Origin of the sequence: Gilliamella sp. B2923 (assembly GCF_026536565.1) — a bacterium.
GTDB lineage: Bacteria > Pseudomonadota > Gammaproteobacteria > Enterobacterales > Orbaceae > Gilliamella.
This window is the reverse complement of the sequence record NZ_JAFNNZ010000003.1, coordinates 212,140-236,343: the sequence shown is the minus strand read 5'-3', so window position 1 is coordinate 236,343 and position 24,204 is coordinate 212,140. Positions and strand designations below refer to the sequence as shown.

The following is a 24,204-nucleotide window of genomic DNA, read 5'->3' as shown; positions in this document are numbered from 1 at the left end:
TTAGATTGTGATTAATGTTGATGCATTTATTAATAAAAAAAATGAATTATTGTCTTGTGTTTTTTCAGATGCTAAACACGTATTGCATATTCTTTTATGTTTTGATGATAACTACGCTTTATCTGCTGGAGTCGATATTATTTCGGTTATTGAAAATAATCAAAAACAGCCAATTCATTTTCATCTTTTTACCCATAATCTAAATGATGAAAATAGAAAGAAACTCTCTCTTATCAAAGCTAATGATGTTGCTATAACTGAATATGTGATTAATGATCAGTTTAAAATTGATAAAAAAAATACCGAACAATTTCCTATTGCCGCTTGCGTCAGATTGATAGCGCCAATGATCTTAAAAGATATTGCTACCAAATTATTGTATATTGATAGTGATACGCTTTGTATTAAAAAATTGGATTTAATTGAACAAATTAATTTAGATTCTATTATTGTAGCAGCTGTTGCTGATATGCCCTATATGCAACAATCGCAATGCGCTAAATATGATGTTATATTTGGCACGTATTTCAATTCAGGTGTTATGTTAATTAATGTGCCGCTTTGGTGTCAGCAAGATATCACATCGAAGACATTAAAACTTTTAAATAGTGGTGAAAAATACCAATTTCCTGATCAAGATGTGTTAAATATTGCCATTGGTGAAAAAAGATTTATCTTGCCGCAAAAGTATAATAATTTGCTTGCATTATCGGTTAATGGTAATGAAGATGCCAATGTGCCACAAGATACGGTTCTTATCCATTACATCACCAAAAATAAGCCATGGCATCAGCCATATCGCTCCAGATTGTTTGACAACTATTTAGAACAATCCCCATGGCGAAATGATTGTTTACCACTTTATTGTGCAAAGAAAACCTCATCAATACGGGCTTACTCTCGATTGATGTTTAAACAAAAAAAATATTTGTCCGGGATAGGTCACTATTTGATCTATTTAAAAACCAAATTGCTGAAATAAAATGCGATTCTCTCTCTGAGAAAAATTAATTGAAATATTAATCAATATTGGCTTATCCAAACGTTTATGATTTAACGATTATTCATCTTTCAGTAATATTTAATCAATTGATTATTAGGCATAAAAATATGATTTAGTCGATGTGTAAACTAATCCTGTATATCTTTTTCTTTCGGTTATTGGTATAGTATGCCACTTATTTAAGTGGTTAATTGTTCAATTCTATAAAATAAATTCATATCAGCATAAATGAACTTACTCAACTTTCATTGCGTTTTAATATTCCTAAATAGATTTTCTTATTTTGATTAATGTGTTGAATTTATCTTTTTATCAGGTGCATGTTAAGTGATTGATGATTTTGCAGAAAATGGTTTACTGGCTAAAGCGATAGACGGCTTTGTGGCAAGAGAGCCACAACGCAACATGGCGAGTAAAGTTTCCGAATCGATAGAAAAACAACATGCTCTTGTGGTTGAAGCAGGTACCGGAACGGGTAAAACTTTCGCTTATCTTGTACCTGCCTTGCGCAGTGAAAAGAAAGTGATACTTTCAACAGGATCTAAAAACTTACAAGAACAACTATTTAGTAAAGATCTACCGATTATCAAAAAGGCATTAAATTACACGGGTAAAATATCGTTACTGAAAGGGAGATCGAACTATCTTTGTTTAGAACGTTTGTATCATCAATATGCCGCCGCCGGTGATCTCAATAAAGATTTACGTGTTGATTTGGCTAGGGTCAAAAACTGGTCGATTAAAACCAAAGATGGCGATATTAGTAAATGCACCACGGTTACTGAAGATAATCCGATTTGGCCTATTTTAACCAGCACTAATGATAGTTGTCTTGGAAGTGATTGTGAACATTATAACGATTGCTATGTCGTCAAAGCCAGAAAGCGAGCATTAAATGCGGATGTTGTTGTTGTCAATCATCATCTATTTTTAGCGGATGTGGTAGTAAAAGACACCGGATTTGGCGAACTCATACCTAAAGCTGATGTGATGATTTTTGATGAAGCGCATCAACTTCCAGATTTAGCTTGTCATTATTTCGGCGAACAATTAACAAGTAGACAACTTTTTGATTTAGCCAAAGAAATTACCCTTTGTTATCGCACCGAAGTCAAAGACATGGCTCAACTACAACAGTGTGCCGATAAACTTCAAAAATGCACTCAAGATTTACGGTTGGTCATTAATCAGCAAGCACCCAAAGGTAATTTACGTACTTTATTTAATCAACCTGCTGTAAAACAAGAATTATCTTATCTTTTTGATGCGCTAAACTTTTGTCACGAAGTGATGTTATTAGCTATTGGTCGTTCTTCAACGCTCGATAACTGTTTTGATAGAGTAAGCCAATATACTTTGCTGTTAAAACGACTTCAAGAGATCAACACCACCGGCTATAGTTATTGGTATGAAAGTAGTCTTAACTACTTTCTCTTTGCATTAACACCATTATCGGTTGCTGATAAGTTCACCGAATTATTAGCGGAACGAAAAGGCAGTTGGATATTTACCTCTGCTACTTTGTCAGTCAATAATCAATTAGATTATTTTACTAAACGTTTAGGCTTAACCAATGCTGACTCATTAATACTAGAAAGCCCTTTTGATTATGCTCATCAAACCATAATGTGTGTGCCTCGCTATATTCCTTCACCTAATGAACAAGGTAATGCGGAAAAACTGGTCAATATTCTATTGCCGGTGATTGAAGCAAATAATGGGCGATGTTTCTTTTTATGTACCTCTTATGCAATGATGAATGCATTGGCTAAGCAGTTTAGAGAGCTGACCCAATTACCCGTACTGGTTCAAGGTGAAACCAGCAAAGTAAAATTATTAGATCAGTTTGTTGCCAGCGGTAATGCACTGTTAATCGCTACCAGTAGCTTTTGGGAGGGGATAGATGTTAGAGGCGATACCCTATCATGTGTTATCATAGATAAGTTACCATTTACATCTCCGGACGATCCACTTATTAAAGCGCGTATGGAGGATTGTCAAATGCAAGGTGGCGATGCGTTTAATGATGTACAACTACCAGAAGCGGTGATCACCTTAAAACAAGGTGTCGGGCGCTTGATACGTCACCATAATGATCGTGGTGCAATTATTATTTGTGATAATCGTCTGGTCATGCGACCATACGGTGCAACATTTATTAATAGTTTACCGCCTTCACCCAGAACACGAGATATAAATAAAGTAATTAATTTCTTATTATCAAAGAACTAACAAAAGACAAAAATTTTTGGGAAAAAAATGAGTACTATATTAGCAATTGATACTTCAACTGAAGCTTGTTCGGTCGCTTTACTTTATCGTAATGAAATCACTTCAGATTTTATGATCTCAGCCAGAGACCATACTAAGCAAATACTCCCTATGGTAGATAAAATATTGCACCAATCTGACTGCTCACTCTCTCAAGTTGATGCTATTGCTTTTGGCCAAGGCCCCGGAAGTTTTACCGGTGTTCGAATTGGCATTGGGGTCGCCCAAGGTTTAGCATTGGGGCTTGATAAACCAATGATAGGCGTATCAACGTTAATGACTTTAGCTCAAGGGGCATATCGTAACAAACAAGCAACCGATGTAATTGCAGCAATCGATGCCAGAATGAACGAAGTCTACTTAGGACAATACCATTATATCGATGATCAATGGCAAGCGGTTATCACTCCTTGCGTTGTTGCACCTGAAAAAGTCGGTGACAAAATACAAACGATAACCAGCTCAACTTATTGTGCAGGTACCGGCTGGCAAACTTATCCGGATATGATAACGAACATTAAACAAAGTGATGTTTTACTGCCCGAAGCTCAAGATTTGATTGTCATTGCTGAACAAAAATGGCAAAACAATGAGTGGGTAAATGTACAGGATGCTGAACCCACCTATTTACGAAACGAAGTAACATGGAAAAAGTTACCGGGGCGATAAAAAAAGCCACAATTAAGTGGCTTTTAAATAGAATTTGATGATGAAAGATTACTCTTTGAAAAGACCTAAATGCTCTTTAGCATAAGCTTCAAAGTCAGTGCATCCACCAATTGGTTTTTCATCAATAAAGATTTGTGGCACAGTTTCAACTGGCTTACCCACACTTTTAGAAAGATCTTCTTTAGTAATGCCTTCTGCATTAATGTCGACATAACGATAAGAAAAATCATCACGTTCTTGCGATAATTTTTCGGCTAACTCTTTCGCTCGTACGCAATACGGACAGCCTTGACGACCAAAAATTACAGTATACATTTGTCACCTCTTTCATTGATATTAATGATATGTTCACTATACTTTAGTTTTGAAGAAAAAAAAGTTGTTAAACATATTTGTTTAAATAGATTATATCTATTGATAATCAAATTGGAAAGTTAAAAAGGCCTTAAGGTGGATCATCAAAATTAGATTGCTTATTTTTTCATATATTTCATCGCACTTTTGAAACAGCCAGCAACATTATTTTTATAATATGATTATATTATTAGAGAATAAAGACTGTTTTTTAGTCAGCCTGTTATAACTAAACTTTTCTTGAAATAGCAAAAATAAATATTATTTATTATGCTTATTGACAAGCGAAAGCTATAATCGGTTGTAATTAACTAATTGGATATAAATATGTTAAAAAAAATATTATTAATCGTTTTGTTATTACCCATGAGTGTCTATGCTGCTAAAAAAGAGTGTGCTGCTAAACCCAGTTATGACATCTCTATCAGCAAAGAGAGTGTGCATATTTACAATAAAAAGGATGATTTGATTATTTTGCCAAACGGTAATGTAATATTAAATCAAAAATCGATAACGCCAAATCGTGCCTTACAAAAAAAATTAATCCAATTTCAAAAGGATTTTCGGATTCAGCTACCTAAGCTTGAACAACAATCTTTAGACCTTTTACTTGAGATAAAAACAAGTTTTGATCAAGCTATAATAAATCAATTAAGTGATGATAGTGAGCTGAAAAGTGAATTAAATAAATTGTATAAACGCTTGGTCAAGTTGCTTCATACTGCCATTATCACTGAACAAGGTAATACTCAATTTCACTTTGAAAATTTTAATAATCTAAAAAAAGAAGGACAAGATATTGGCGAACGTATTTTTTATAATGTGGTCGGTGGCAGTATTTTGCATTTTAATTTTTTCAAAAATATGGGTGCAATTAAAGAGATTTCCAAAAACGAATGGAAGGCGCAAAAGCCTAAACTTAAAGCTTTTGAAGCCAATATTTGTTCAGTTATAACCAATTTTGACCAAAATTATAAACAAATATTGACTGAACTTAACCAATCAACCATAACTGAATAGACATTAATAAAAACTTTTGCGAGAATAATATTTTCAGTAAACATAGAAATGAAGACTTATGAGTGCACAAATAATTGATGGAAAAGCGTTATCGCAACAAATCCGCAATGACATAGCGAGTAAAGTTAAAGCACGTGTTGAAAAAGGATTAACTCCTCCGGGGCTAGCGGTTATACAGGTAGGCTCCGACCCTGCATCTAAAATTTATGTCAGCAATAAGCAAAAAGCTTGTGATGATGTTGGTTTTGCTTCATTTGCTTATGATTTTCCAAGCTCTACAACAGCTGATTTATTAGCGCTAATTGATGAACTTAATCAACGTCCTGAGGTACATGGTATTTTAGTTCAACTCCCATTACCGGACAATATTGATAAAACTAAGGTGCTTGAACGCATAGATCCACGTAAAGATGTCGATGGTTTTCACCCTTATAATATTGGTCATTTATTACAGCGAGACCCTATTTTACGCCCATGCACCCCTTATGGTGTTGTTAAAATGTTAGAATCAACCGGAGTAAACCTATCGGGTCTTAATGCAACGGTAGTGGGTGCCTCAAGTATCGTTGGGCGCCCAATGGCACTGGAGTTATTATTGTTAGGATGTACAACAACTATCACTCATTCTCGCACTGTTGATTTAGCAAAACATGTCAGCAATGCTGATATTGTTGTTGCCGGAGTGGGAATTGCCAATTACGTGAAAGGCGAGTGGATTAAGCCGGGTGCAATTGTTATCGATGTTGGCATTAACCGATTAGCCAATGGTAAATTAGTGGGGGATGTCGAGTTTGACGAAGCTGCTAAGCGTGCAGGTTGGATTACCCCAGTTCCTGGTGGAGTCGGTCCAATGACAGTAGCGATGTTGATGAGTAATACATTCGAAGCTTGTGAAAAGTTTAGTTAGTCGATAGGGCAATACCATGTCACAAGATTTCAGATTTTTTAGATGTAAAATAAAATAAAAATGAAAATAAGGAACATTTTATGGTTATATTTCACACTTCATACGGTGATATCAAAATTAAAACCCATGAAGATAAAGCACCGGAAACGGTAAAAAATTTTATTGAATACTGCAAAGAGGGTTTTTACGATAATACAATCTTCCACCGAGTGATTAATAATTTCATGATTCAAGGTGGTGGTTTCGGACCGGATATGCAACAAAAGAAAACCAAAGCGCCAATCAAAAACGAAGCTGATAATGGTTTAAAAAATAATCGTGGTACATTAGCTATGGCGCGTACTTCTGATCCACATTCTGCTACGGCGCAATTTTTTATCAATGTGGTCGATAATGACTACCTCAATTACCGTTCATCTGATGTCAATGGCTATGGCTACTGCGTTTTTGCGGAAGTTGTAGACGGTATGGATGTCGTTGATAAAATTAAAGCTGTCAAAACAGGGCGTTCCGGTATGCATTCTGATGTTCCTGTGGAAGAGGTTTTAATCAAGAGTGTTACGGTTGAATAATCCAACACGCTATTTTATTGCAGATATTCATCTTGCTGACAATACATCTGCCTGCGGTTGTTTCGATATCACCGCAGGCTTTTTGTCTTTCTTAGAGCAGCTACCCGATCATTGTGAACTCTACATACTCGGCGACCTATTTGATTATTGGATTGGTGATGATGTCAATACACCGTTACATCAAAAAGTGGCTGACGCATTACAATCTCTGACAGAACGCCATATCAAAAAATTTTTTGTCCATGGTAATCGTGATTTTCTGTTAGGAAAAAAGTACGCCCAATTGTGTGATATGACGATATTGCCTGATGTAAATTGTATTGATAATCAAAACCAAAATATCCTTTTTTTGCATGGTGATCTACTCTGTATTGACGATCGGCAATATCAAAAATTCCGTAAGGTGATGCATAATAAGTGGTTGCAAAAGCTCTTTTTACTGTTACCACGCACGATTCGCACGAAAATCGCCGGAAAATTACGGCAAGAAAGCAGTGCGCATAATCAAGTCAAGTCTGAAAACATTATGGATGTTAACCAGCAAGCGGTTGAAGCAATGATGAAACAGCATAACGCCAATATTATGATACATGGCCATACCCATAAACCTGCTACGCATCACTTTTTAATTAATGGTCGTCAAGCTAGCAGAATCGTTCTAGGCGCTTGGCATGACGGTGTTTCGTACATTAAGCATGAGAGTAACAGCGAAACTGTATCACTTTATAACCACGCTTTTAAATAATCACTTTGCAATATATCATCAGTTTTTCCAAAATTAAGTAATCGCCCCTGATCTAAAATGACGACTTCATCTGCTATACACTTCACTTCGTTGATATTATGAGTGACATAGATAATAGGTATATTAAAATCACTAACCAATTTGGTAATATAACTCAATAATTCTCTTTTACGTGGCATATCCAATGCTGATAGTGGCTCGTCCATTAGCAGCAATTTGGGATTAGTAAGTAATGCTCGCCCAATGGCAACACGCTGTTTTTCACCGCCTGATAACATTGCTGGATAACGATTTAATAAGGCACTGATGTTAAGCACATCAACAATTTCATCAAATTTGGGCGACTTAATCCCTTTAGCGCCATAGGTCAGATTTTTTGAAACTGTAAAATGGGGAAAAAGCAAAGCATCTTGAAAAACCGTACCGATATCTCGTTTATTCGGTAAGATAAACTGTCGTTGTTCAATATCAACTAATGTTTCATCATTCAGTTGAATAAAGCCCTGATCGGGTTTGATTAACCCGTTAATAAGATTGATTAAGGTTGATTTTCCCGAACCTGAAACGCCTAAAACAGCAGTTACGCCTTGGCAGTTTATGGTATGGTTAAATTCAAAAATAAATGAAGAGAGTCGTTTGCTCACTGCTAATTTTAACATAACCGATCACCCTGCCAGCTTCTTTTTATGCCAGCGGTTTAACATTTCAGATAAGAATAGGGCAACCAGTGATAACACTATCGAGATAATGCACAACCTCAGTGCGGCTGATTCACCATTAGGCATTTGCAGCAAGGTATACATAGCTAATGGTAAAGTTCGTGTTTCGCCCTGAATATTTGAGACAAAAGTTATGGTCGCACCAAACTCACCTAAACAGCGAGCAAACCCGAGAACAATACCCATTAAAACACCGGGAAAAGCTAAGGGTAAGGTGATTGTAACAAATACACGTAACGAGCTAGCGCCTAATGTACGTGCTACATTTTCTAAACGAATATCGATAGATTCAATGGCTAAACGTATAGACCGTACCATTAACGGGAAAGCAACCACTGCAGAGGCCAACGCTGCACCTTGCCAATTAAAACTGAAACTAATATGGAAAAAATGATTTAACCACTCGCCAATTACCCCATGACGCCCCATTGTCAAAAGTAACAGATAACCTAACACAACAGGTGGCAAAACTAAAGGTAGATGGACAACGCTATCAAAGAGAGATTTTCCCCAAAATTGACAGCGGGCTAAAATCCAAGCTGTTAAAATGCCTAGTGGCAGACTAAATAAAATTGCCGCACCGGCAACTTTCAAGCTTAGCAGTAAGGTTTGCCATTCAAATTGCGTTAATATCATAATAAAATAGATTATTTAGTGATAAATCCATATTTTTCGAAAATTGCCTTAGCCTGTGGTGATTTTAAGTACTGATAAAAATCATTAGCTTCCGATTTTAACATTGTTATGGGATATTCAATCGATTCAAAAGTATCAGCCGGGAAAGTACCAACAATTTTCACTTTATCACTTACTTTAGCATCCGTACTATAAACAATACCTAAAGCTGCTTCATTGCGTTCAACTAACATTAATGCATCACGGACATTACTGGCAGGGGCAAATTGTGGCGCTAGCTTATCATACACACCTAAATGAGTTAACGACTCTTTAGCATAAAGTCCGGCTGGCACATGTTGAGGATCACCAATAGCTAATCTTTCGCCTTTGGGTAAAATGGCTTGCCAATTAGTATCTTTATTAATATCGACTTGATCAATTTTCGCTTGCTTTGGTGCAATAAGAACTAAACTATTTTTTAATAGATCTTCTTTATTTTTGGTTAACTGATGATCGATAAGATATGTCATCCATTTTTGATCTGCTGACATAAAAATATCGGCTGGGGCACCTTGTTCAATCTGCTTAGCTAAAACTGAAGAGGAAGCAAATGAAAAGACAATTTCTGCATCTTGATGCTCTGCTTTATAGGCTGTAGCAATAACTTGCATAGCATTAGTTAACGAAGCAGCGGCAAAAACCGTTACTTTTTGTGTAGCTAGAGCCGAAAACGACAGTATCAAAGCTGTCAATCCAAAAATAAATCCAGTTAATTTTTTCATTTAATCCCTCACAAATTCCATTATGACAACAATTTAACGATAAAATTGATTAATCACTTAACCACAGCATCGTTATATAAAATAATACATAACGATGCTATCAAAAAAATTTATAAAGTACAATTAAAGATCAATAGTTAATCAAATTGAATAAATAAAACAATATTCACCAAATTATCATATAATGACCAACAACAAGTACAGACTTTGAACCCTAGGCAAAAAGCGTCTAAAATAGATTAATCTGTAGGCAAAAAGTCGCTGTAAAGCTTATCAAGGGTTAGCAAGATGTTCTCGCCAGAAATATTTTTAACATTAAAACTCAATCAGCAATTATTTACTGATGCAAGACGTATTGCATTATTAAAAGCGATAGAGCACACAGGCTCTCTAAGTCAGGCGGCAAAATCAATTGGCATTAGCTACAGAACTGCCTGGGATGCTATCAATGAAATCAATCAATTAGCTCCTAAACCTTTTCTGATTACCGCAACTGGTGGTAAAAATGGTGGCGGGACAAAATTAAGCGCTTATGGCGTTAGGTTTATTCAACTTTATGATCTGCTGACACAACTTCAGCATAACGCTTTTCAAATATTAAGTGATGATGAGATACCGCTTGATGATATTTTAAAGACAACGGCAAAATTATCCTTACAAACCAGTGCGCGTAACCAATTGTATGGTAGCGTGCAGCAGATTGAAACGAACACTATTGCTGGCTTTATCGATGTTAAGTTGAATGATAAACAGACAGAGTTAAAAGCTTATATCACCCAGCAAAGTATTGAACGATTGAAATTAAGCATTGATAAATCTGTTCTTTTATTAATTAAAGCGCCTTTAATTGAATTTAATGATAGCAACCAAAATTGTCTACTCGGTAAAGTAGAAACGATAACCAAAGAGGGGCAGTGGAGCGAAATTGCTATTTCATTACCGTCGGGTTTAATGCTCTATGCCAGTAAATTAACCTGTGAAATTGAACCTCTCGCTTTAACGGTAGGCAAACAAATCACGTTATCTATTGATCCCCAACACATTATTGTCGCAACATTAGTTTAGTTTATTGAGGTAGTTATGTTACATATTGAAAATGCACACTATAAAATCAATGATTATAAAGTGTTTATCATCGAATCTTTAACAATCGATAAAGGAACCAGTGTTGCTTTTGTTGGGCGTAATGGCAGTGGCAAATCAGTACTGGCAAAAGCGCTAGCTTCTGAACAACCATTATTGTCCGGGCAGGTTAACAATCAATTTAAATCCTCAGCGCATATCTCTTTTGAACAGCTACAAAAACTGATTGATGAGGAGTGGAAACGTAATAATACCGATATGTTAAGTGAAGGGGAGGATGATACAGGACTCACTACCGCGCAAATTATTCAAGAAAAAACAGTTGATGATAAACTTTGTCAGCAATTAGCAGAACAATTTGGCATTGCTCATCTTTTAGATAGACGTTTTAAATACCTATCCACCGGTGAAACGCGTAAAACCTTAATATGCCGCACATTAATGTCAAAGCCTGAATTATTAATTTTAGATGAGCCATTTGATGGACTGGATCAATTATCCCGAGAAAATTTAGCAGAAAAGTTAAGCGAGTTATCTAAGCAAGGCATTACTATCATATTGATTTTAAATCGCTTTAATGAAATCCCTCTTTTTGTTAACTATATTGGCTTATTAGCCGATTGCCAGCTATTGAAATTTGGACTAAAAGACACAATATTAGACGATGAAACAGTAAAACTACTGGCTGATCTTGAAAGTTTGCCTAACGCAGATTTGCCCGATCCCGAGCAATCACCTGCACCGCTATCCGATACCTTAGATCGTATTAATCTGATTAATGGACATGTTCAATATGACGACAAAGTCATCATAGCAGGTTTAAACTGGCAAGTTAAAGCTCATGAAAATTGGCAAATTGTTGGCCCTAATGGTGCGGGTAAGTCAACGTTGTTAAGTTTAGTTACCGGTGATCATCCGCAGGGATATAATAATGATCTGACTTTATTTGGTCGTAAACGGGGAACCGGTGAAACGATTTGGGATATTAAACGTCATATTGGTTATGTAAGTAGCAGTTTACACCTGGATTATCGTGTTAGTTCTAGTGTCAAAAATGTATTAGTTTCCGGCTATTTTGATTCAATTGGCGTATATCAAGCTATTAGTGATAAGCAGTCGAAACTGGCAGATGAGTGGTTATCAATTTTAGGATTAACACAGCAAGCGGATAAACCGTTTCAATCACTGTCTTGGGGGCAACAACGGCTGGTATTAATTGCTCGAGCACTGGTGAAGCATCCAACATTATTGATTTTGGATGAGCCTTTACAGGGTCTTGACCATTTAAATCGAGAATTAGTTAAACGCTGGATTGATCGCTTAATCAATAACGGACACACACAATTGTTATTTGTATCACATCATGCCGAGGATGCGCCAAAATGCATCACTCATCGACTAACTTTTGTGCCCAAGGTTGATTTTAGCTATCAATATAAAATTGAAAAATTAAATTAAGTATTTGGTAAAACCTATTGAACCGAAATTGAAAAATAGGAAAAATCATCAAAAAAACTTTTTTGTCATGGTTAAATTTTACCGGAAAAAATGAAAAAAGTTTATAAAGGTTATACTTATGAAGTTATCCCCGATGCCTGTGGATAACTCTGTGAATAGATTATTGAAAAGTGTGCTGACCTCAATGGCTAACAGGTTTTAACTCGGTTTGGTTACAACTTAATCATGAAGCGTGAAATTGTTATTTATCAATAAGTTAGCATAAATCAAGTTATCATTTCGTTATTATTCTTATGCGTTTTTATATCAAATGCACAAAAAATATAAGATTTGAAAAGGTCAAGTCTTTTTGGGGATAATTTTTATTAATAGGTAAAATATTAGGTTGCGATGTAATGAGAAAATTTAAATTATGTTCCGATTTCAAACCTGCTGGTGATCAACCAGCAGCAATAAGTAGGATTAATCAAAACCTTGATGACGGAATTGCACATCAAACATTGTTAGGTGTTACAGGTTCAGGTAAAACATTCACCATGGCCAATGTGATAGCTAAACATAATCGCCCAACAATAATTCTTGCGCCAAATAAAACATTAGCAGCGCAACTTTATGGCGAAATGAAAGCTTTCTTTCCGGAAAATGCCGTTGAATATTTTGTGTCTTACTATGATTATTATCAGCCTGAATCGTATGTACCGTCGACTGATACGTTTATTGAAAAAGATGCTTCTATTAATGAGCACATTGAACAAATGCGCCTTTCTGCCACCAAATCACTATTAGAAAGACGTGATGTGGTAATTGTTGCTTCGGTTTCAGCTATCTATGGGTTAGGTGCGCCTGAAACATATATGTCAATGATTTTGCATTTAACTCGAGGAACAATCACCGATCAACGTTCAATCTTAAATCGATTGGCAGAGTTGCAATATACTCGAAATGAACTCGGATTTAGTCGTGGTACGTTTCGGGTAAGAGGCGATGTTATCGATATTTTCCCGGCGGATTCTGATGAACTGGCGGTAAGAGTAGAACTGTTTGATGATGAAGTTGAAAAGATAGTCATGTTCGATCCATTAACTGGCAATAGTATCAATGAAGTGCCGCGCATCACTATTTATCCAAAAACGCACTATGTTACGCCAAGAAATATCATGGATAATGCCATTGCGCAAATTAAGCAAGAGCTTAAAGAGCGTCAAAAGGTGCTATTAGACAATAATCGTCTTTTAGAAGAACAACGATTAACTCAACGTACCTTATTTGATATCGAAATGATGACCGAATTGGGGTACTGTTCCGGGATAGAAAACTATTCCCGCTTTTTGGCACAGCGTAATCCGGGTGATCCGCCAGCAACATTATTTGATTATCTACCCGCTGACGGTTTATTATTTATTGATGAATCGCATGTTGCGATACCGCAGTTAGGGGCTATGTATAATGGTGACCGATCCCGTAAGCTCAATTTGGTTGAGTACGGTTTTCGTCTACCTTCTGCATTAGATAATCGACCATTAAAATTTTCAGAATTTGAAAATATAATGCCGCAAACGATCTATGTATCGGCAACGCCAGCGAAATATGAAATTGAAAAATCTGGTGGAGAGATTATTGAACAGGTGGTTAGACCAACCGGACTACTTGATCCTATTATTGAGGTTAGACCGGTTGCGACTCAGGTCGATGATCTACTTTCTGAAATCAAAATCCGGATGCGTAACGATGAACGCGTGCTGGTGACAACCTTAACTAAACGTATGGCAGAAAACTTAACTGATTATCTTTCTGAGCATAATGTTAAAGTTAAATATCTACACTCAGATATCAATACTGTTGAACGAATGGAGATTATTCGTGATTTACGTCTGGGTAAAGTTGATGTTTTAGTGGGTATTAACTTATTACGAGAAGGGCTCGATATTCCTGAGGTTTCCCTTATCGCAATACTTGATGCTGACAGAGAAGGCTTTTTACGTTCGGAAAGTTCATTGATACAAACGGTAGGCCGTGCCGCTCGTAATGTTAATGGTCGAGCAATATTATATGCGGACAAAATTACGCCAGCTATGCAAAAAACCATTGATGAAACCGCTCGTCGTCGTAAAAAACAGGAAGATTTCAACACTGAGCATGGCATAACACCAAAATCAGTCCGTAAAGAGATCAAAGATATTTTAGATGCCGGATTGAGCACTAAAAAATCTACTGCTAAAGTACAGGCCTTCGAACCAGGTAAATCGTATAACTATGTATCGGTGAAAGAAGTTCAAGCAAGAGTCAAAGAGCTTGAAGCGATGATGTACGAAGCAGCACAAAATCTTGAGTTTGAAAAAGCTGGCGTACTACGTGATGAGATAAAACAATTGCGAGCCGATTTTATTAAAGTCTCTTAATTATTCATCAAAAAAGGAAAATATGATGACCATAAAACGAATTGACCCGGCTGATCGCTGGTCTGAAGCGGTGATCCACAATAATGTTATTTATTACACCAGTGTACCGAGTGACTTGATTAATGATGCTTATGCGCAAACCAAAAGCGCATTAGCAGAGATTGATCTAATCTTAGCAAGAGCTAATAGCGACAAATCACAACTTTTAGATGTAACCATTTTTTTAGTGAACAAAAGTGATTTTGCTGCTATGAATAAAGCATGGGATGAATGGGTGGCAAAAGGAAGTGCACCAGTTCGCTGTACCGTACAGGCTGGATTAATGAAAGATGAATACTTAATCGAAATCAAAATTGTTGCCGCAATAAAACCGTAATTTAAAAACAACTGCCGCCGACGGCTGTCGGCGGATATCAACCTTATTGGGCTATTTATAGTAACAAAACCAGCTAACGGTAAAGTCCTTAAAACGTAAACGGTGAACAGGTTACGTTTGTCCAATCAAATATAGTTACCCCCAAATACTGGCTTTTTTTTATCCTCAATAATTAAATTTTAGTGTATACTTTCGTACACTTAACACTTGATATCTTCACATCTATATCTATGCATATTCAACCTAAAATAGCCATTGTCATGGGCTCTAAAAGTGATTGGAACACAATGCAACATGCGGCTGATATCCTTGATGCATTAGCCATTACTTATCATGTCGAAATTGTCTCAGCACATCGTACACCCGATAAATTATTTCAATTTGCTCAAGATGCAAAGCAACGAGGATTTGAAGTAATTATTGCCGGGGCTGGCGGAGCTGCTCATCTGCCCGGTATGTTAGCGGCAAAAACGCTTGTGCCGGTATTGGGGGTGCCTGTACAAAGCGCAGCATTAAGTGGCTTAGATAGTTTATATTCCATTGTTCAAATGCCAAAAGGCATTCCGGTTGGCACATTAGCTATCGGTAAAGCGGGTGCAGCAAATGCCGCATTATTGGCGGCTCAAATTTTGGCATTACATGATAAAGACATTTATCAACGATTATCGACATGGCGCTTAAGCCAAACCGATGAAGTATTAAATAATCCTGATCCAAGAGTAGAAGCATAAAATGACAACTCAAACTGTATGTGTGCTTGGCAATGGTCAATTAGGGCGCATGCTCAGACAAGCTGGCGAACCATTAGGTATTAAAGTCTTTCCTGTGGGGCTAGATGATGATCCCGATACGATTCCTTATCAACATTCAGTCATTACGGCCGAAATTGAACGCTGGCCAGATACCCCTTTTACGCAGCTATTAGCCAATCATCCCCAGTTTATCAATCGAAATATCTTCCCAATTATTGCTGATCGCCTAACCCAAAAACAACTACTGGATGAACTAGGATTACCAACAGCAAAATGGTGCCCACTTAATGATAAACAGGGCTGGCAAACACTGTTTAATCAATTAGGTGAACGATTAATTGTTAAACGTCGAACCGGTGGTTATGACGGTCGAGGACAGTGGCGCATTGGGATCAATAGTGAAATAGATATACCAGATGATATATATCAACATGCTATCGTTGAACAAGCGATTTTATTTGAAAAAGAGATGTCATTAATTGGTGCCCGTAATGCCCAAGGTGAAACTGTCTTTTATCCACTCACCAACAACCTACATCAAGACGGCATATTAAAAATGAGTGTTGCACTGGCGGAGCAAGCGCCGGAGCTACAAACTAAAGCAGAAACAATGCTTGCAACTATCATGCATAAACTCAACTATATTGGCGTTATGGCGATGGAGTGTTTTGTTAAAGGTGATGAGCTACTCATTAATGAGCTGGCACCTCGTGTACATAATAGTGGTCACTGGACTCAAAATGGCGCATCTATCAGCCAATTTGAATTGCATCTGAGAGCGATATTAAACTTACCTATGCCTAAACCTGATGTTTCAAGTCCGGCCGTTATGGTTAATTTAATTGGTACTCACCTCAATTACAATTGGTTGACTGATGAGTTAGTTCACCTGCATTGGTATGAAAAAGAGGTAAGAGCAGGGCGTAAAGTTGGGCATCTTAACTTAACGCATAATCAGCCAGAAAAATTAATACGTTCTTTAGATAAACTTATTCCATTATTGCCGGCTGATTATCAAATTCCGATCGAATGGGCCAAGCAATGGTTATAACGGTTTGACGTGTAACAAAGTTATCAATTTAATTCAAAGGAATGTACCATGATCGACTTCAATCAAAAAATTAATTACCAACGATATAGTAGCAAACAGTGTGAAACGCTAAACGATGAGTATGCTGTATTACGTCGATTTGAAAGTGATCGTGGTCGAATTATCAACTCGGCGGCTATACGACGCCTACAACAAAAAACTCAAGTTTTTCCATTAGAACGTAATTCGGTTGTGCGTACAAGGTTAACTCACTCAATGGAAGTCCAACAGGTTGGGCGTTACATAGTTAAAGAGATAGTTGATCGTTTAAATAAATCCGGGCAATTGAAAAAATACGGGCTTGATAAATCGATTATGTCGATTGAAACGCTGGTTGAAATGGCGTGTTTAATGCATGACATTGGTAACCCACCATTTGGTCATTTTGGTGAAGCGGCGATTAACCAATGGTTTACACAACGTTTAGGCATCGATAAACAGAGCCGTTATAAAGTGCTTGAAGAGTATGCCAGTGACAATGAAGACATCCGCCAACTAAAACAAAAGATTCGTCAAGATCTCTGTCATTTTGAAGGTAATGCTCAAGCGATCCGTTTAGTTCACACAATATTAAAACTTAATTTAACTTATTCGCAAATTGCTTCCATACTTAAATATTCTAAGCCGGCATATTGGTCATCACCAGTACCCGATAAGTTTGCCTATTTAATGAAAAAGCCCGGTTATTACTTATCTGAAGAACCTTTTATTTTAGAGATGTCAAAGCAGTTAGATATCCAGCCATTTCATCGTTATCCGCTTACCTATATTATGGAAGCAGCCGATGATATCTCATACTGTATTGCTGATTTGGAAGATGCCGTTGAAAAGAAAATTTTAACGGTACAACAGTTATATCACTCTTTAAAAGAGGCGTGGGGGCCTGTTAAAAAAGGCGATCTCTTCGATTATGTGGTAAACCGCCCTTATGAAAACCTAAAACAAAACCAATTTGAAGCCATAGGCATAGATCAATTCTTTATGTATTTACGTGTCAATACAATAGGTAGACTTGTTCCGCATGCCGCTGAACGTTTCATTGAAAATATCGAAGCAATCTATCACGGCTCATTTAATCATGCTTTACTGGAAGATCATGATGCCGAATATAAACTGCTTAATATTTTTAAAACTGTTGGGGTTGAACATATTTTTAATCATGAATCAGTGGAAAATATTGAACTGCAAGGCTATCGAATTATAAGCGGATTATTAGATATCTACAGCCCTTTGCTTGATATGCCGACCGACGATTTTACAAAACTGGTGCAAGATGGCAATCACAAAAATTATCCTATCGAAACACGCTTGTATCATAAATTATCATCAAAACATCGTGTCGCTTATCAACAAGCTGTGACAAAACACAATATCAAACAGCCAGATTATGCTTGCTGGGAATTTTATTATCGTTGCCGATTGATTCAAGACTATATCAGTGGGATGACAGACCACTTTGCCTATGATGAATATCGTAAATTAATGGTGACGTTCTAAATAAATTGATTTTAGTGGGCACCAAAAAACAGCACTGCACTATATTAGTGCGCAAATAAAACTCACGATCAAGCTAAAGCCGCAGCTTTAGCTTTCTAACGTAGTAAACTTGCATATCTGCCTCATTGGCGAAATAGCAAGCTAACTTGATATCAATATATCCTGCTATTTCTGGCAAAGATAAAGCACATTAATTTATGGCATGCACTTTGCATTACATTGCTTATCTATCATATTTATGAGGAGCAATGAATGAAATTAGTTACCGTCATTATTAAACCATTCAAGTTAGAAGAAGTCCGAGAATCACTGTCCAATATAGGTATAACAGGCTTAACGGTGACCGAAGTTAAAGGTTTTGGTCGCCAAAAAGGGCATGCTGAATTGTATCGAGGCGCAGAATACAATGTTAACTTCCTGCCAAAAGTCAAAATAGAACTAGCCATTAATGATGAGCAGTTAGAAGAGGTGATAAGCACCATTTCTAAAGCGGCACATACCGGCAAAATAGGCGACGGTAAGATTTTTGTTACCGCTCTTGAACATGTGGTACGAATTCGTACCGGTGAAACCGATGAAGCAGCACTTTAGTCATTGTTAAGGATATTGTTATGTTAAAAAAGTTGATTTTTCCAATTGGGTTATTGCTTTCCTGTCCTGCCTTTGCTGATGAAATTTTGATAGTCGATAAAGCGGACAATGCATTTATGATGATCTGTACTGCACTGGTACTGTTTATGTCTGTTCCGGGAATAGCACTATTTTATGGAGGATTACTGCGATCTAAAAATGTGCTATCGATGTTATCACAAGTATTAGTCAGTTTTTCGTTAATTGCAGTACTTTGGATTGTTTACGGATATAGTTTAGCATTTGGTGAAGGTAACTGGTTTTTTGGCAATTTCGAGCATTTTTTATTAATCGGTGTCGGGATTACTGATATCTCCGGTTCCATTTTTGAACTTATTTGGATTGCTTTTCAAGGCTCATTTGCTTGTATAACCTGTTGTTTAATTTTAGGCGCATTTGCGGAACGGATCCGTTTTTCAGCCGTATTAATTTTTACTGTTTTATGGTTCACCTTCTCTTATATCCCAATGGCACATATGGTTTGGGGCGGCGGAATATTAGGTGATGAAGGCGCATTAGATTTTGCCGGTGGCACGGTGGTACACATAAATGCTGCCGTTGCCGGTTTGATAGGCGCATATCTGATTAAAAATCGAATCGGTTATAACCGTGAACCACTTAAACCGTTCAATTTACCTTATGTTTATCTGGGGGCTGCAATCTTATATATTGGCTGGTTTGGATTCAACGCCGGATCGTCAACTCATGCAGATGAAATAGCCGGTCTTGCCTTTATCAATACAGTAGCTGCCACCGCCGCAGCGGTTTTAGCATGGTCGGTAGCCGAATGGGTATTACGTGGCAAACCTTCATGTTTAGGTGCAGTATCTGGTGTCATTGCCGGATTAGTGGGGATAACTCCAGCGGCCGGCTTTGTCGGTGTTGGCGGAGCAATGCTGATTGGTCTTATTTGTGGATTTGCCGGTGTATGGGGCGTTTCATCACTAAAACGTATCTTAAAAGTTGATGATACCTGTGATGTCTTTGGTGTACATGGGGTGTGTGGGATCGTCGGTTGTTTACTAACCGGAATTTTCACATCAGAATCATTAGGTGGATTAGGTTATAGCGAAGATACCAATATGTTAAGCCAAGTGGGTGTTCAATTGATGAGTATTATCACCTGCGTTATATGGACATCCGTAGTTGCCTTTGTCGCGTATAAAATCGCTGATCTTTGCGTCGGCTTACGTGTTCCTGAAGAGCAAGAGCGTGAAGGATTGGATATTAATAGTCATGGTGAAAGCGCATTTAATAGTTAATTGAATGTGAGTAACAAAATATTCACTATTTAAATAATCTACAGCATATTATTGCTGTAGATTATGGTTTATAACAATTGTTGTATTGTTACTGATATAAATTTTTAATCGTCCCAAAGCATAATTGCATTGTCTTCGGTTAAAATTAATGGTGGAGCAAAAAGATACTCTTTAATCTTAGTGGGTATAACATCCACATCATTTAGATTAAGTTGTAATTCCGGATAAGCTTTTGCTAACTCTTTTAATCGAGTATTAAGTAATTGCTTAACCTTATTCGATTCGTTTTCAATTGCAATTTCATCTTTTAGCATGCCAATTTGTTTAGCATGGTGTTCAGACTCAAATATTTCACGAAAGATAAACGAAAACCCGCCACTATTATTTGAGCTGTTACTATCATGATACTCCTTGTATTCAGAATGACGTAATTTCAGCTCCTTAATACGTAACCCAATAATCTCATCAATATGATCAGTATAATAATTTAGCGTTGGATCTAAATAGGCTAAGGTTTTGTGTTCAGGAATTGCATCATTACTATGTACTAACGTAAATAAAGGTTTTTTCTGTGTCTTCATTCTGTAACTTCCTTTTTAATATTGTATAAAAATAACAACAATATATTGAATAAAAATTGTTACTTTTAGGTAAAGATGTTTCAGTTTTACATAACGTTTCAGTATGAAATCAATCAAGATTTCAAAATTAACTTTCAAAATTAACTACTATTTACTTTTAGAAATTAGAACTAATGGTGGTTTATAACATCGATTAACAAACCACTTTAATTACCGTTACAACCCAACTTAAAAAAATTAAACAGAAATAAATTGTTCCTCAATACCCTCCATTAATTAATGCTATTAATTGCCTGTTTTGCTACAAGCAGATGATGTTTAAAACATGTGTTTACAACTCCGTTTGAATTTGTCCTAACTACATTAAAACTACGACTTAACGAGAATCTAACTAAAACAAATTAAACATTGATATCTATACACACAATAATTGAATTTCTTATTGCATATATCTTAGACATTAACTGTACAAAATTAAGCTAACAAAAACATCCGTATTAAATTTAGAAAATCATGCTATCAAACTAATCATTTACTCATAATTTAATAGGTTATTACATTTATTACTATTTCAAAGCAGCTTGTAAACAGTCAATTAAGAGACTAATTAACAAATAAAAATATCGCGTTTCAAAACAAATAAAATTGTTTTAAACAGTAAAAATTTTTAGGAAATTGAGCATTTAGGGTGCAATCCATTTTATTATCTCTTCTTCCTGAATTTGTTAATAAAATATTGAATGAGCTTCTTTGAATTATAAAATAAAAATTAAAGTAATATTTCAAAAAAATGTAAAAATAAACAACTTTAATTTTGTTTGCTTGTTTTTGACAGAATAAAACAAGTTCTTCTAAAAATAAAAGATTATTTATTATGTGGGGACGGCGTATTAATTTTTCAATACCTACTGGTGACATTACTTCATTCCTTTTTATTTTATTGAATAAACTCGATAACAATACTTATAAACTAAGGTGAAGCTATATTTAAAGACTGAATTTCACTAAAAGATAATACAAAAAATAATCAAATCTCAGTTAAGTTTTTTTATTAAAAATGTTATCTTTCTAGTTTATAAATGCTAGTGTTTTTACAAGTTTTTGTCCAGTATTTGACAAATGATCAATTATGAACTTAACATGAACTAGATTGTTTCAAATATGTGATCTAGATCATAAAATTAGCTCACGCTTCAACATGAAGAAATTAGTGTAGGTATCTAAGTAAGGATAAGAGGTTTTTAGGTAATAGTTTTTATAATGCTCTAATAGGAGTGCTGTAAATGTACGATGAAGATAAATATCTGAATAAGAATCGTGTTATCAACCGCTATCAATTATCAAAGTTACATACTTTCGAATCAGCCGCAAGGCACCTATCGTTTGCATTGGCAGCTGAAGAACTATGTATCAGCCCAAGTGCGGTAAGTCATCAAATTAATAAATTAGAAGAAGAACTAAACTTCAAATTATTTAAACGATTTCATCGCCGAATATCACTCACTCGCGATGGAAATAATTTATTTAATGTAGTAAAAAGTTCACTCAATAATCTAAATCAAGAAATATTAGAGATTAAAAATCAAGAACTCTCTGGTGCGCTGACTATCTATTCCAGTCCGTCTTTTGCTCAAGAGTGGCTGATCCCTAAATTATCGATGTTTATTGAGGATTATCCCTATATTTCATTGAATATTTTATCGGGAAATAAAATTCTTAACTTTAGCCAACATCGAGTTGATCTTACAATTTATTATGATGATCTCCATTATGATGAATTGCTTTGTGAACATCTTATGAACGAAAGTATTTTGCCGGTTTGTACGCCGTCTTATGCAGTCAAACATGACTTACATGAAAACATTGATAATCTTCACAAATGCATATTTTTACATGACAACCAAAATAATGGCTACGATTCCAATTTTACCGAGTGGGAGGCGTGGACTAACTATTTCTCGCTAGCTTGTGATTTAAACAAAATGCAAAATATGCTATTTGACCGATCAGATTATGCAATAACCGCAGCCTTAAATCATGTTGGAATCGCAATGGGGCGAAAACTCCTTGTCCAAAAATATCTTCAAACAGGTCAATTAATTTCGCCTTTTCCAAATATGGAAGCTCCTTGTTCTCAGCGCTATTATGTCTGTAAATCACAGGGCAAATATAATCCAAAAGTTGATATTTTTATCAATTGGTTGAAAAATCAGTTCAAACAATCACCCCTATCATTATTGATTGAGCGCTAATGTGGTTGCTGCAAATGATTAAGGTAAGATTCCAGTAATAAGTGTGGTTTGATTAACCACACTTAAAGCTGTTTAATTAGGGCCTTTTTTTGATATGGATTAAGTTAGGTAAGGCGATAGCCAATAAAATAATTAACACGCCTACCCACTGATTAAAATACACTGACTCTTTCAAGTAGAAATAAGAACAGGTTACCGCAACCGGCAATTCAGCCGCTGATAAAATCGCACTAAAGGAAATCCCAATTTTGGGAATGCCCACCGAAAACAGAAAAGGGGGTAGTACTGTGCCGAGTAAAGCTAGTAAAAAACCTAATTGATAGAGTTGATCATGAATATTAATTTTGAAAAAGAACATCGGCGGAAAAATCAAAAACGTCACAATGCAAGCGCCGGTAATCATTAATGCACTTTTTTCAAGCTTAGGTAATTCATTGCCAATATTACTGCTGGTAGTAATAAATAAGGAGTACATAATGGCGGCTAATAGCCCAAACATACAACCAAACAGGTTTAAACGAATATCTTCATTAAAAATACCTGCTGCTAAAGCGCTTCCAGCAATAATGACAATGACAGTGACAATTTGAATAAATGATGGTTTATTTTTGAAAATGACAAAATCAATAATCACGCTGATCCATAGATACTGCATTAACAAAATGATAGCAATCGAAGCAGGTACCAATTGAACGCATTGATAATAACAAATACCGACTAAACCAGGGAAAATCCCCACCGCACAAACTTTCCATTTTTTGGTTAATGGCTGATTTAGTTCTTTTTCTGAATTGGATTTAGATTTGTGAAGTGTTTTGACTATAAGGTGAATACCCCACAAAATTAGCATTCCTAAAAAACATTGTACACCAGTTACTTCACCCAATGAATAACCCGCCTTATACGCGGTTTTTACAATCGAAGAGAGCACACCAAAACTACAAGCGCCTAAAAATACTAATAGTCCTCCTAAAAATTTTTCTTTCATAGTTAAATCTCGTTACTTTAAAAAACTCTATATTTCAAAAACTGTACTTATAAAACGGTACTTTTAACACATTGCCGATAACATTTTCGACACACAAACAAATAAGAGCCTACAGAGGATGCCTCTGTAGCTCTAAAATAATTAATAAATTAATCCTAAATGATCACAATAGAATA

24 protein-coding genes are annotated in these 24,204 nt (G+C 36.0%); 17 read left to right on the top strand and 7 right to left on the bottom strand.

Annotated features, from left to right (window positions below; translation table 11 throughout):
• Positions 1–7: 7 nt before the first annotated feature.
• The 3 genes from J3U42_RS05650 to tsaB all read left to right on the top strand — a co-directional run bounded on the left by J3U42_RS05650 (position 8) and on the right by tsaB (position 3,943).
• A complete protein-coding gene (locus tag J3U42_RS05650; protein ID WP_267335908.1) occupies positions 8–982 on the top strand; it encodes a glycosyltransferase family 8 protein in 975 nt (324 codons plus the stop codon).
• A 348-nt stretch (positions 983–1,330) separates the two neighbouring features.
• Positions 1,331–3,235 carry an ATP-dependent DNA helicase gene (locus J3U42_RS05645; RefSeq protein ID WP_220219232.1) on the top strand — a complete coding sequence of 635 codons (1,905 nt, stop codon included), beginning with the start codon at positions 1,331–1,333 and terminating at the stop codon, positions 3,233–3,235.
• A 27-nt stretch (positions 3,236–3,262) separates the two neighbouring features.
• Entirely contained in the window at positions 3,263–3,943 is a 681-nt protein-coding gene (tsaB, locus tag J3U42_RS05640) for a tRNA (adenosine(37)-N6)-threonylcarbamoyltransferase complex dimerization subunit type 1 TsaB (RefSeq protein ID WP_267335907.1), read from the top strand.
• A 48-nt stretch (positions 3,944–3,991) separates the two neighbouring features.
• On the opposite strand, the gene J3U42_RS05635 is transcribed toward tsaB, so the two are convergent.
• A complete protein-coding gene (locus J3U42_RS05635) occupies positions 3,992–4,258 on the bottom strand; it encodes a GrxA family glutaredoxin (protein WP_034912061.1) in 267 nt (88 codons plus the stop codon).
• Between the two features lie 366 nt (positions 4,259–4,624).
• Between J3U42_RS05635 and J3U42_RS05630 the strand changes: the two genes are divergently transcribed.
• The 4 genes from J3U42_RS05630 to J3U42_RS05615 all read left to right on the top strand — a co-directional run bounded on the left by J3U42_RS05630 (position 4,625) and on the right by J3U42_RS05615 (position 7,541).
• Positions 4,625–5,317, top strand: a complete 693-nt coding sequence (locus J3U42_RS05630; RefSeq protein ID WP_267335906.1) for a hypothetical protein — start codon at positions 4,625–4,627, stop codon at positions 5,315–5,317.
• Positions 5,318–5,375: 58 nt separating this feature from the next.
• Positions 5,376–6,224 (top strand): bifunctional methylenetetrahydrofolate dehydrogenase/methenyltetrahydrofolate cyclohydrolase FolD, encoded by an 849-nt coding sequence (gene folD / locus J3U42_RS05625; RefSeq protein WP_220219235.1) that lies wholly within the window; start codon positions 5,376–5,378, stop codon positions 6,222–6,224.
• An 80-nt stretch (positions 6,225–6,304) separates the two neighbouring features.
• Positions 6,305–6,796 (top strand): peptidylprolyl isomerase B, encoded by a 492-nt coding sequence (gene ppiB, locus J3U42_RS05620; protein WP_267328727.1) that lies wholly within the window; start codon positions 6,305–6,307, stop codon positions 6,794–6,796.
• Positions 6,789–7,541, top strand: coding sequence for a UDP-2,3-diacylglucosamine diphosphatase (locus J3U42_RS05615; RefSeq protein ID WP_267335905.1), 753 nt, complete (start codon positions 6,789–6,791; stop codon positions 7,539–7,541). The genes ppiB and J3U42_RS05615 overlap by 8 nt, the downstream gene beginning before the upstream one ends.
• Here J3U42_RS05615 and modC read toward each other — a convergent pair.
• From modC to modA, 3 genes are read right to left on the bottom strand one after another with little or no spacing between them, the layout of a single operon-like run.
• Entirely contained in the window at positions 7,520–8,200 is a 681-nt protein-coding gene (gene modC, locus J3U42_RS05610; protein ID WP_267335904.1) for a molybdenum ABC transporter ATP-binding protein, read from the bottom strand. The genes J3U42_RS05615 and modC overlap by 22 nt on opposite strands.
• Positions 8,201–8,206: 6 nt before the next feature.
• Positions 8,207–8,896 carry a molybdate ABC transporter permease subunit gene (modB, locus tag J3U42_RS05605; protein ID WP_220219239.1) on the bottom strand — a complete coding sequence of 230 codons (690 nt, stop codon included), beginning with the start codon at positions 8,894–8,896 and terminating at the stop codon, positions 8,207–8,209.
• 11 nt (positions 8,897–8,907) lie between these two features.
• Positions 8,908–9,660 (bottom strand): molybdate ABC transporter substrate-binding protein, encoded by a 753-nt coding sequence (gene modA, locus J3U42_RS05600; protein ID WP_267335903.1) that lies wholly within the window; start codon positions 9,658–9,660, stop codon positions 8,908–8,910.
• Positions 9,661–9,948: 288 nt separating this feature from the next.
• Here modA and J3U42_RS05595 point away from each other — a divergent pair, with 288 nt between their 5' ends.
• The 9 genes from J3U42_RS05595 to amtB all read left to right on the top strand — a co-directional run bounded on the left by J3U42_RS05595 (position 9,949) and on the right by amtB (position 20,207).
• Positions 9,949–10,725, top strand: a complete 777-nt coding sequence (locus J3U42_RS05595) for a TOBE domain-containing protein (protein ID WP_267335902.1) — start codon at positions 9,949–9,951, stop codon at positions 10,723–10,725.
• A gap of 15 nt (positions 10,726–10,740) precedes the next feature.
• On the top strand, positions 10,741–12,201 hold the full coding sequence (gene modF / locus J3U42_RS05590) for a molybdate ABC transporter ATP-binding protein ModF (RefSeq protein WP_267335901.1): 1,461 nt from the start codon (positions 10,741–10,743) through the stop codon (positions 12,199–12,201).
• Between the two features lie 395 nt (positions 12,202–12,596).
• Entirely contained in the window at positions 12,597–14,600 is a 2,004-nt protein-coding gene (gene uvrB, locus J3U42_RS05585) for an excinuclease ABC subunit UvrB (RefSeq protein ID WP_267328733.1), read from the top strand.
• Between the two features lie 25 nt (positions 14,601–14,625).
• Positions 14,626–14,976: a RidA family protein gene (locus J3U42_RS05580; RefSeq protein ID WP_267335900.1), complete on the top strand. Its 351-nt coding sequence runs from the start codon at positions 14,626–14,628 to the stop codon at positions 14,974–14,976.
• A gap of 230 nt (positions 14,977–15,206) precedes the next feature.
• The gene (gene purE / locus J3U42_RS05575) at positions 15,207–15,707 is read left to right on the top strand and encodes a 5-(carboxyamino)imidazole ribonucleotide mutase (protein WP_267335899.1); all 501 of its coding nucleotides are present in this window, start codon (positions 15,207–15,209) and stop codon (positions 15,705–15,707) included.
• A gap of 1 nt (position 15,708) precedes the next feature.
• A complete protein-coding gene (gene purK / locus J3U42_RS05570) occupies positions 15,709–16,779 on the top strand; it encodes a 5-(carboxyamino)imidazole ribonucleotide synthase (RefSeq protein WP_267335898.1) in 1,071 nt (356 codons plus the stop codon).
• A gap of 48 nt (positions 16,780–16,827) precedes the next feature.
• Positions 16,828–18,315, top strand: a complete 1,488-nt coding sequence (gene dgt, locus J3U42_RS05565; protein WP_267335897.1) for a dGTPase — start codon at positions 16,828–16,830, stop codon at positions 18,313–18,315.
• A gap of 252 nt (positions 18,316–18,567) precedes the next feature.
• Positions 18,568–18,906: a P-II family nitrogen regulator gene (glnK, locus tag J3U42_RS05560; RefSeq protein ID WP_220219247.1), complete on the top strand. Its 339-nt coding sequence runs from the start codon at positions 18,568–18,570 to the stop codon at positions 18,904–18,906.
• Positions 18,907–18,926: 20 nt separating this feature from the next.
• Positions 18,927–20,207, top strand: a complete 1,281-nt coding sequence (gene amtB, locus J3U42_RS05555) for an ammonium transporter AmtB (protein ID WP_267328736.1) — start codon at positions 18,927–18,929, stop codon at positions 20,205–20,207.
• Positions 20,208–20,311: 104 nt separating this feature from the next.
• On the opposite strand, the gene J3U42_RS05550 is transcribed toward amtB, so the two are convergent.
• Positions 20,312–20,788 (bottom strand): hypothetical protein, encoded by a 477-nt coding sequence (locus tag J3U42_RS05550; protein WP_220219249.1) that lies wholly within the window; start codon positions 20,786–20,788, stop codon positions 20,312–20,314.
• Positions 20,789–21,418: 630 nt separating this feature from the next.
• Positions 21,419–21,706: a hypothetical protein gene (locus J3U42_RS05545; RefSeq protein WP_267328737.1), complete on the bottom strand. Its 288-nt coding sequence runs from the start codon at positions 21,704–21,706 to the stop codon at positions 21,419–21,421.
• Between the two features lie 365 nt (positions 21,707–22,071).
• Between J3U42_RS05545 and dsdC the strand changes: the two genes are divergently transcribed.
• Positions 22,072–23,040 carry a DNA-binding transcriptional regulator DsdC gene (gene dsdC / locus J3U42_RS05540; protein ID WP_267335896.1) on the top strand — a complete coding sequence of 323 codons (969 nt, stop codon included), beginning with the start codon at positions 22,072–22,074 and terminating at the stop codon, positions 23,038–23,040.
• Between the two features lie 76 nt (positions 23,041–23,116).
• On the opposite strand, the gene J3U42_RS05535 is transcribed toward dsdC, so the two are convergent.
• Positions 23,117–24,028 (bottom strand): EamA family transporter, encoded by a 912-nt coding sequence (locus tag J3U42_RS05535; RefSeq protein ID WP_267335895.1) that lies wholly within the window; start codon positions 24,026–24,028, stop codon positions 23,117–23,119.
• Between the last annotated feature and the right edge of the window lie 176 nt (positions 24,029–24,204).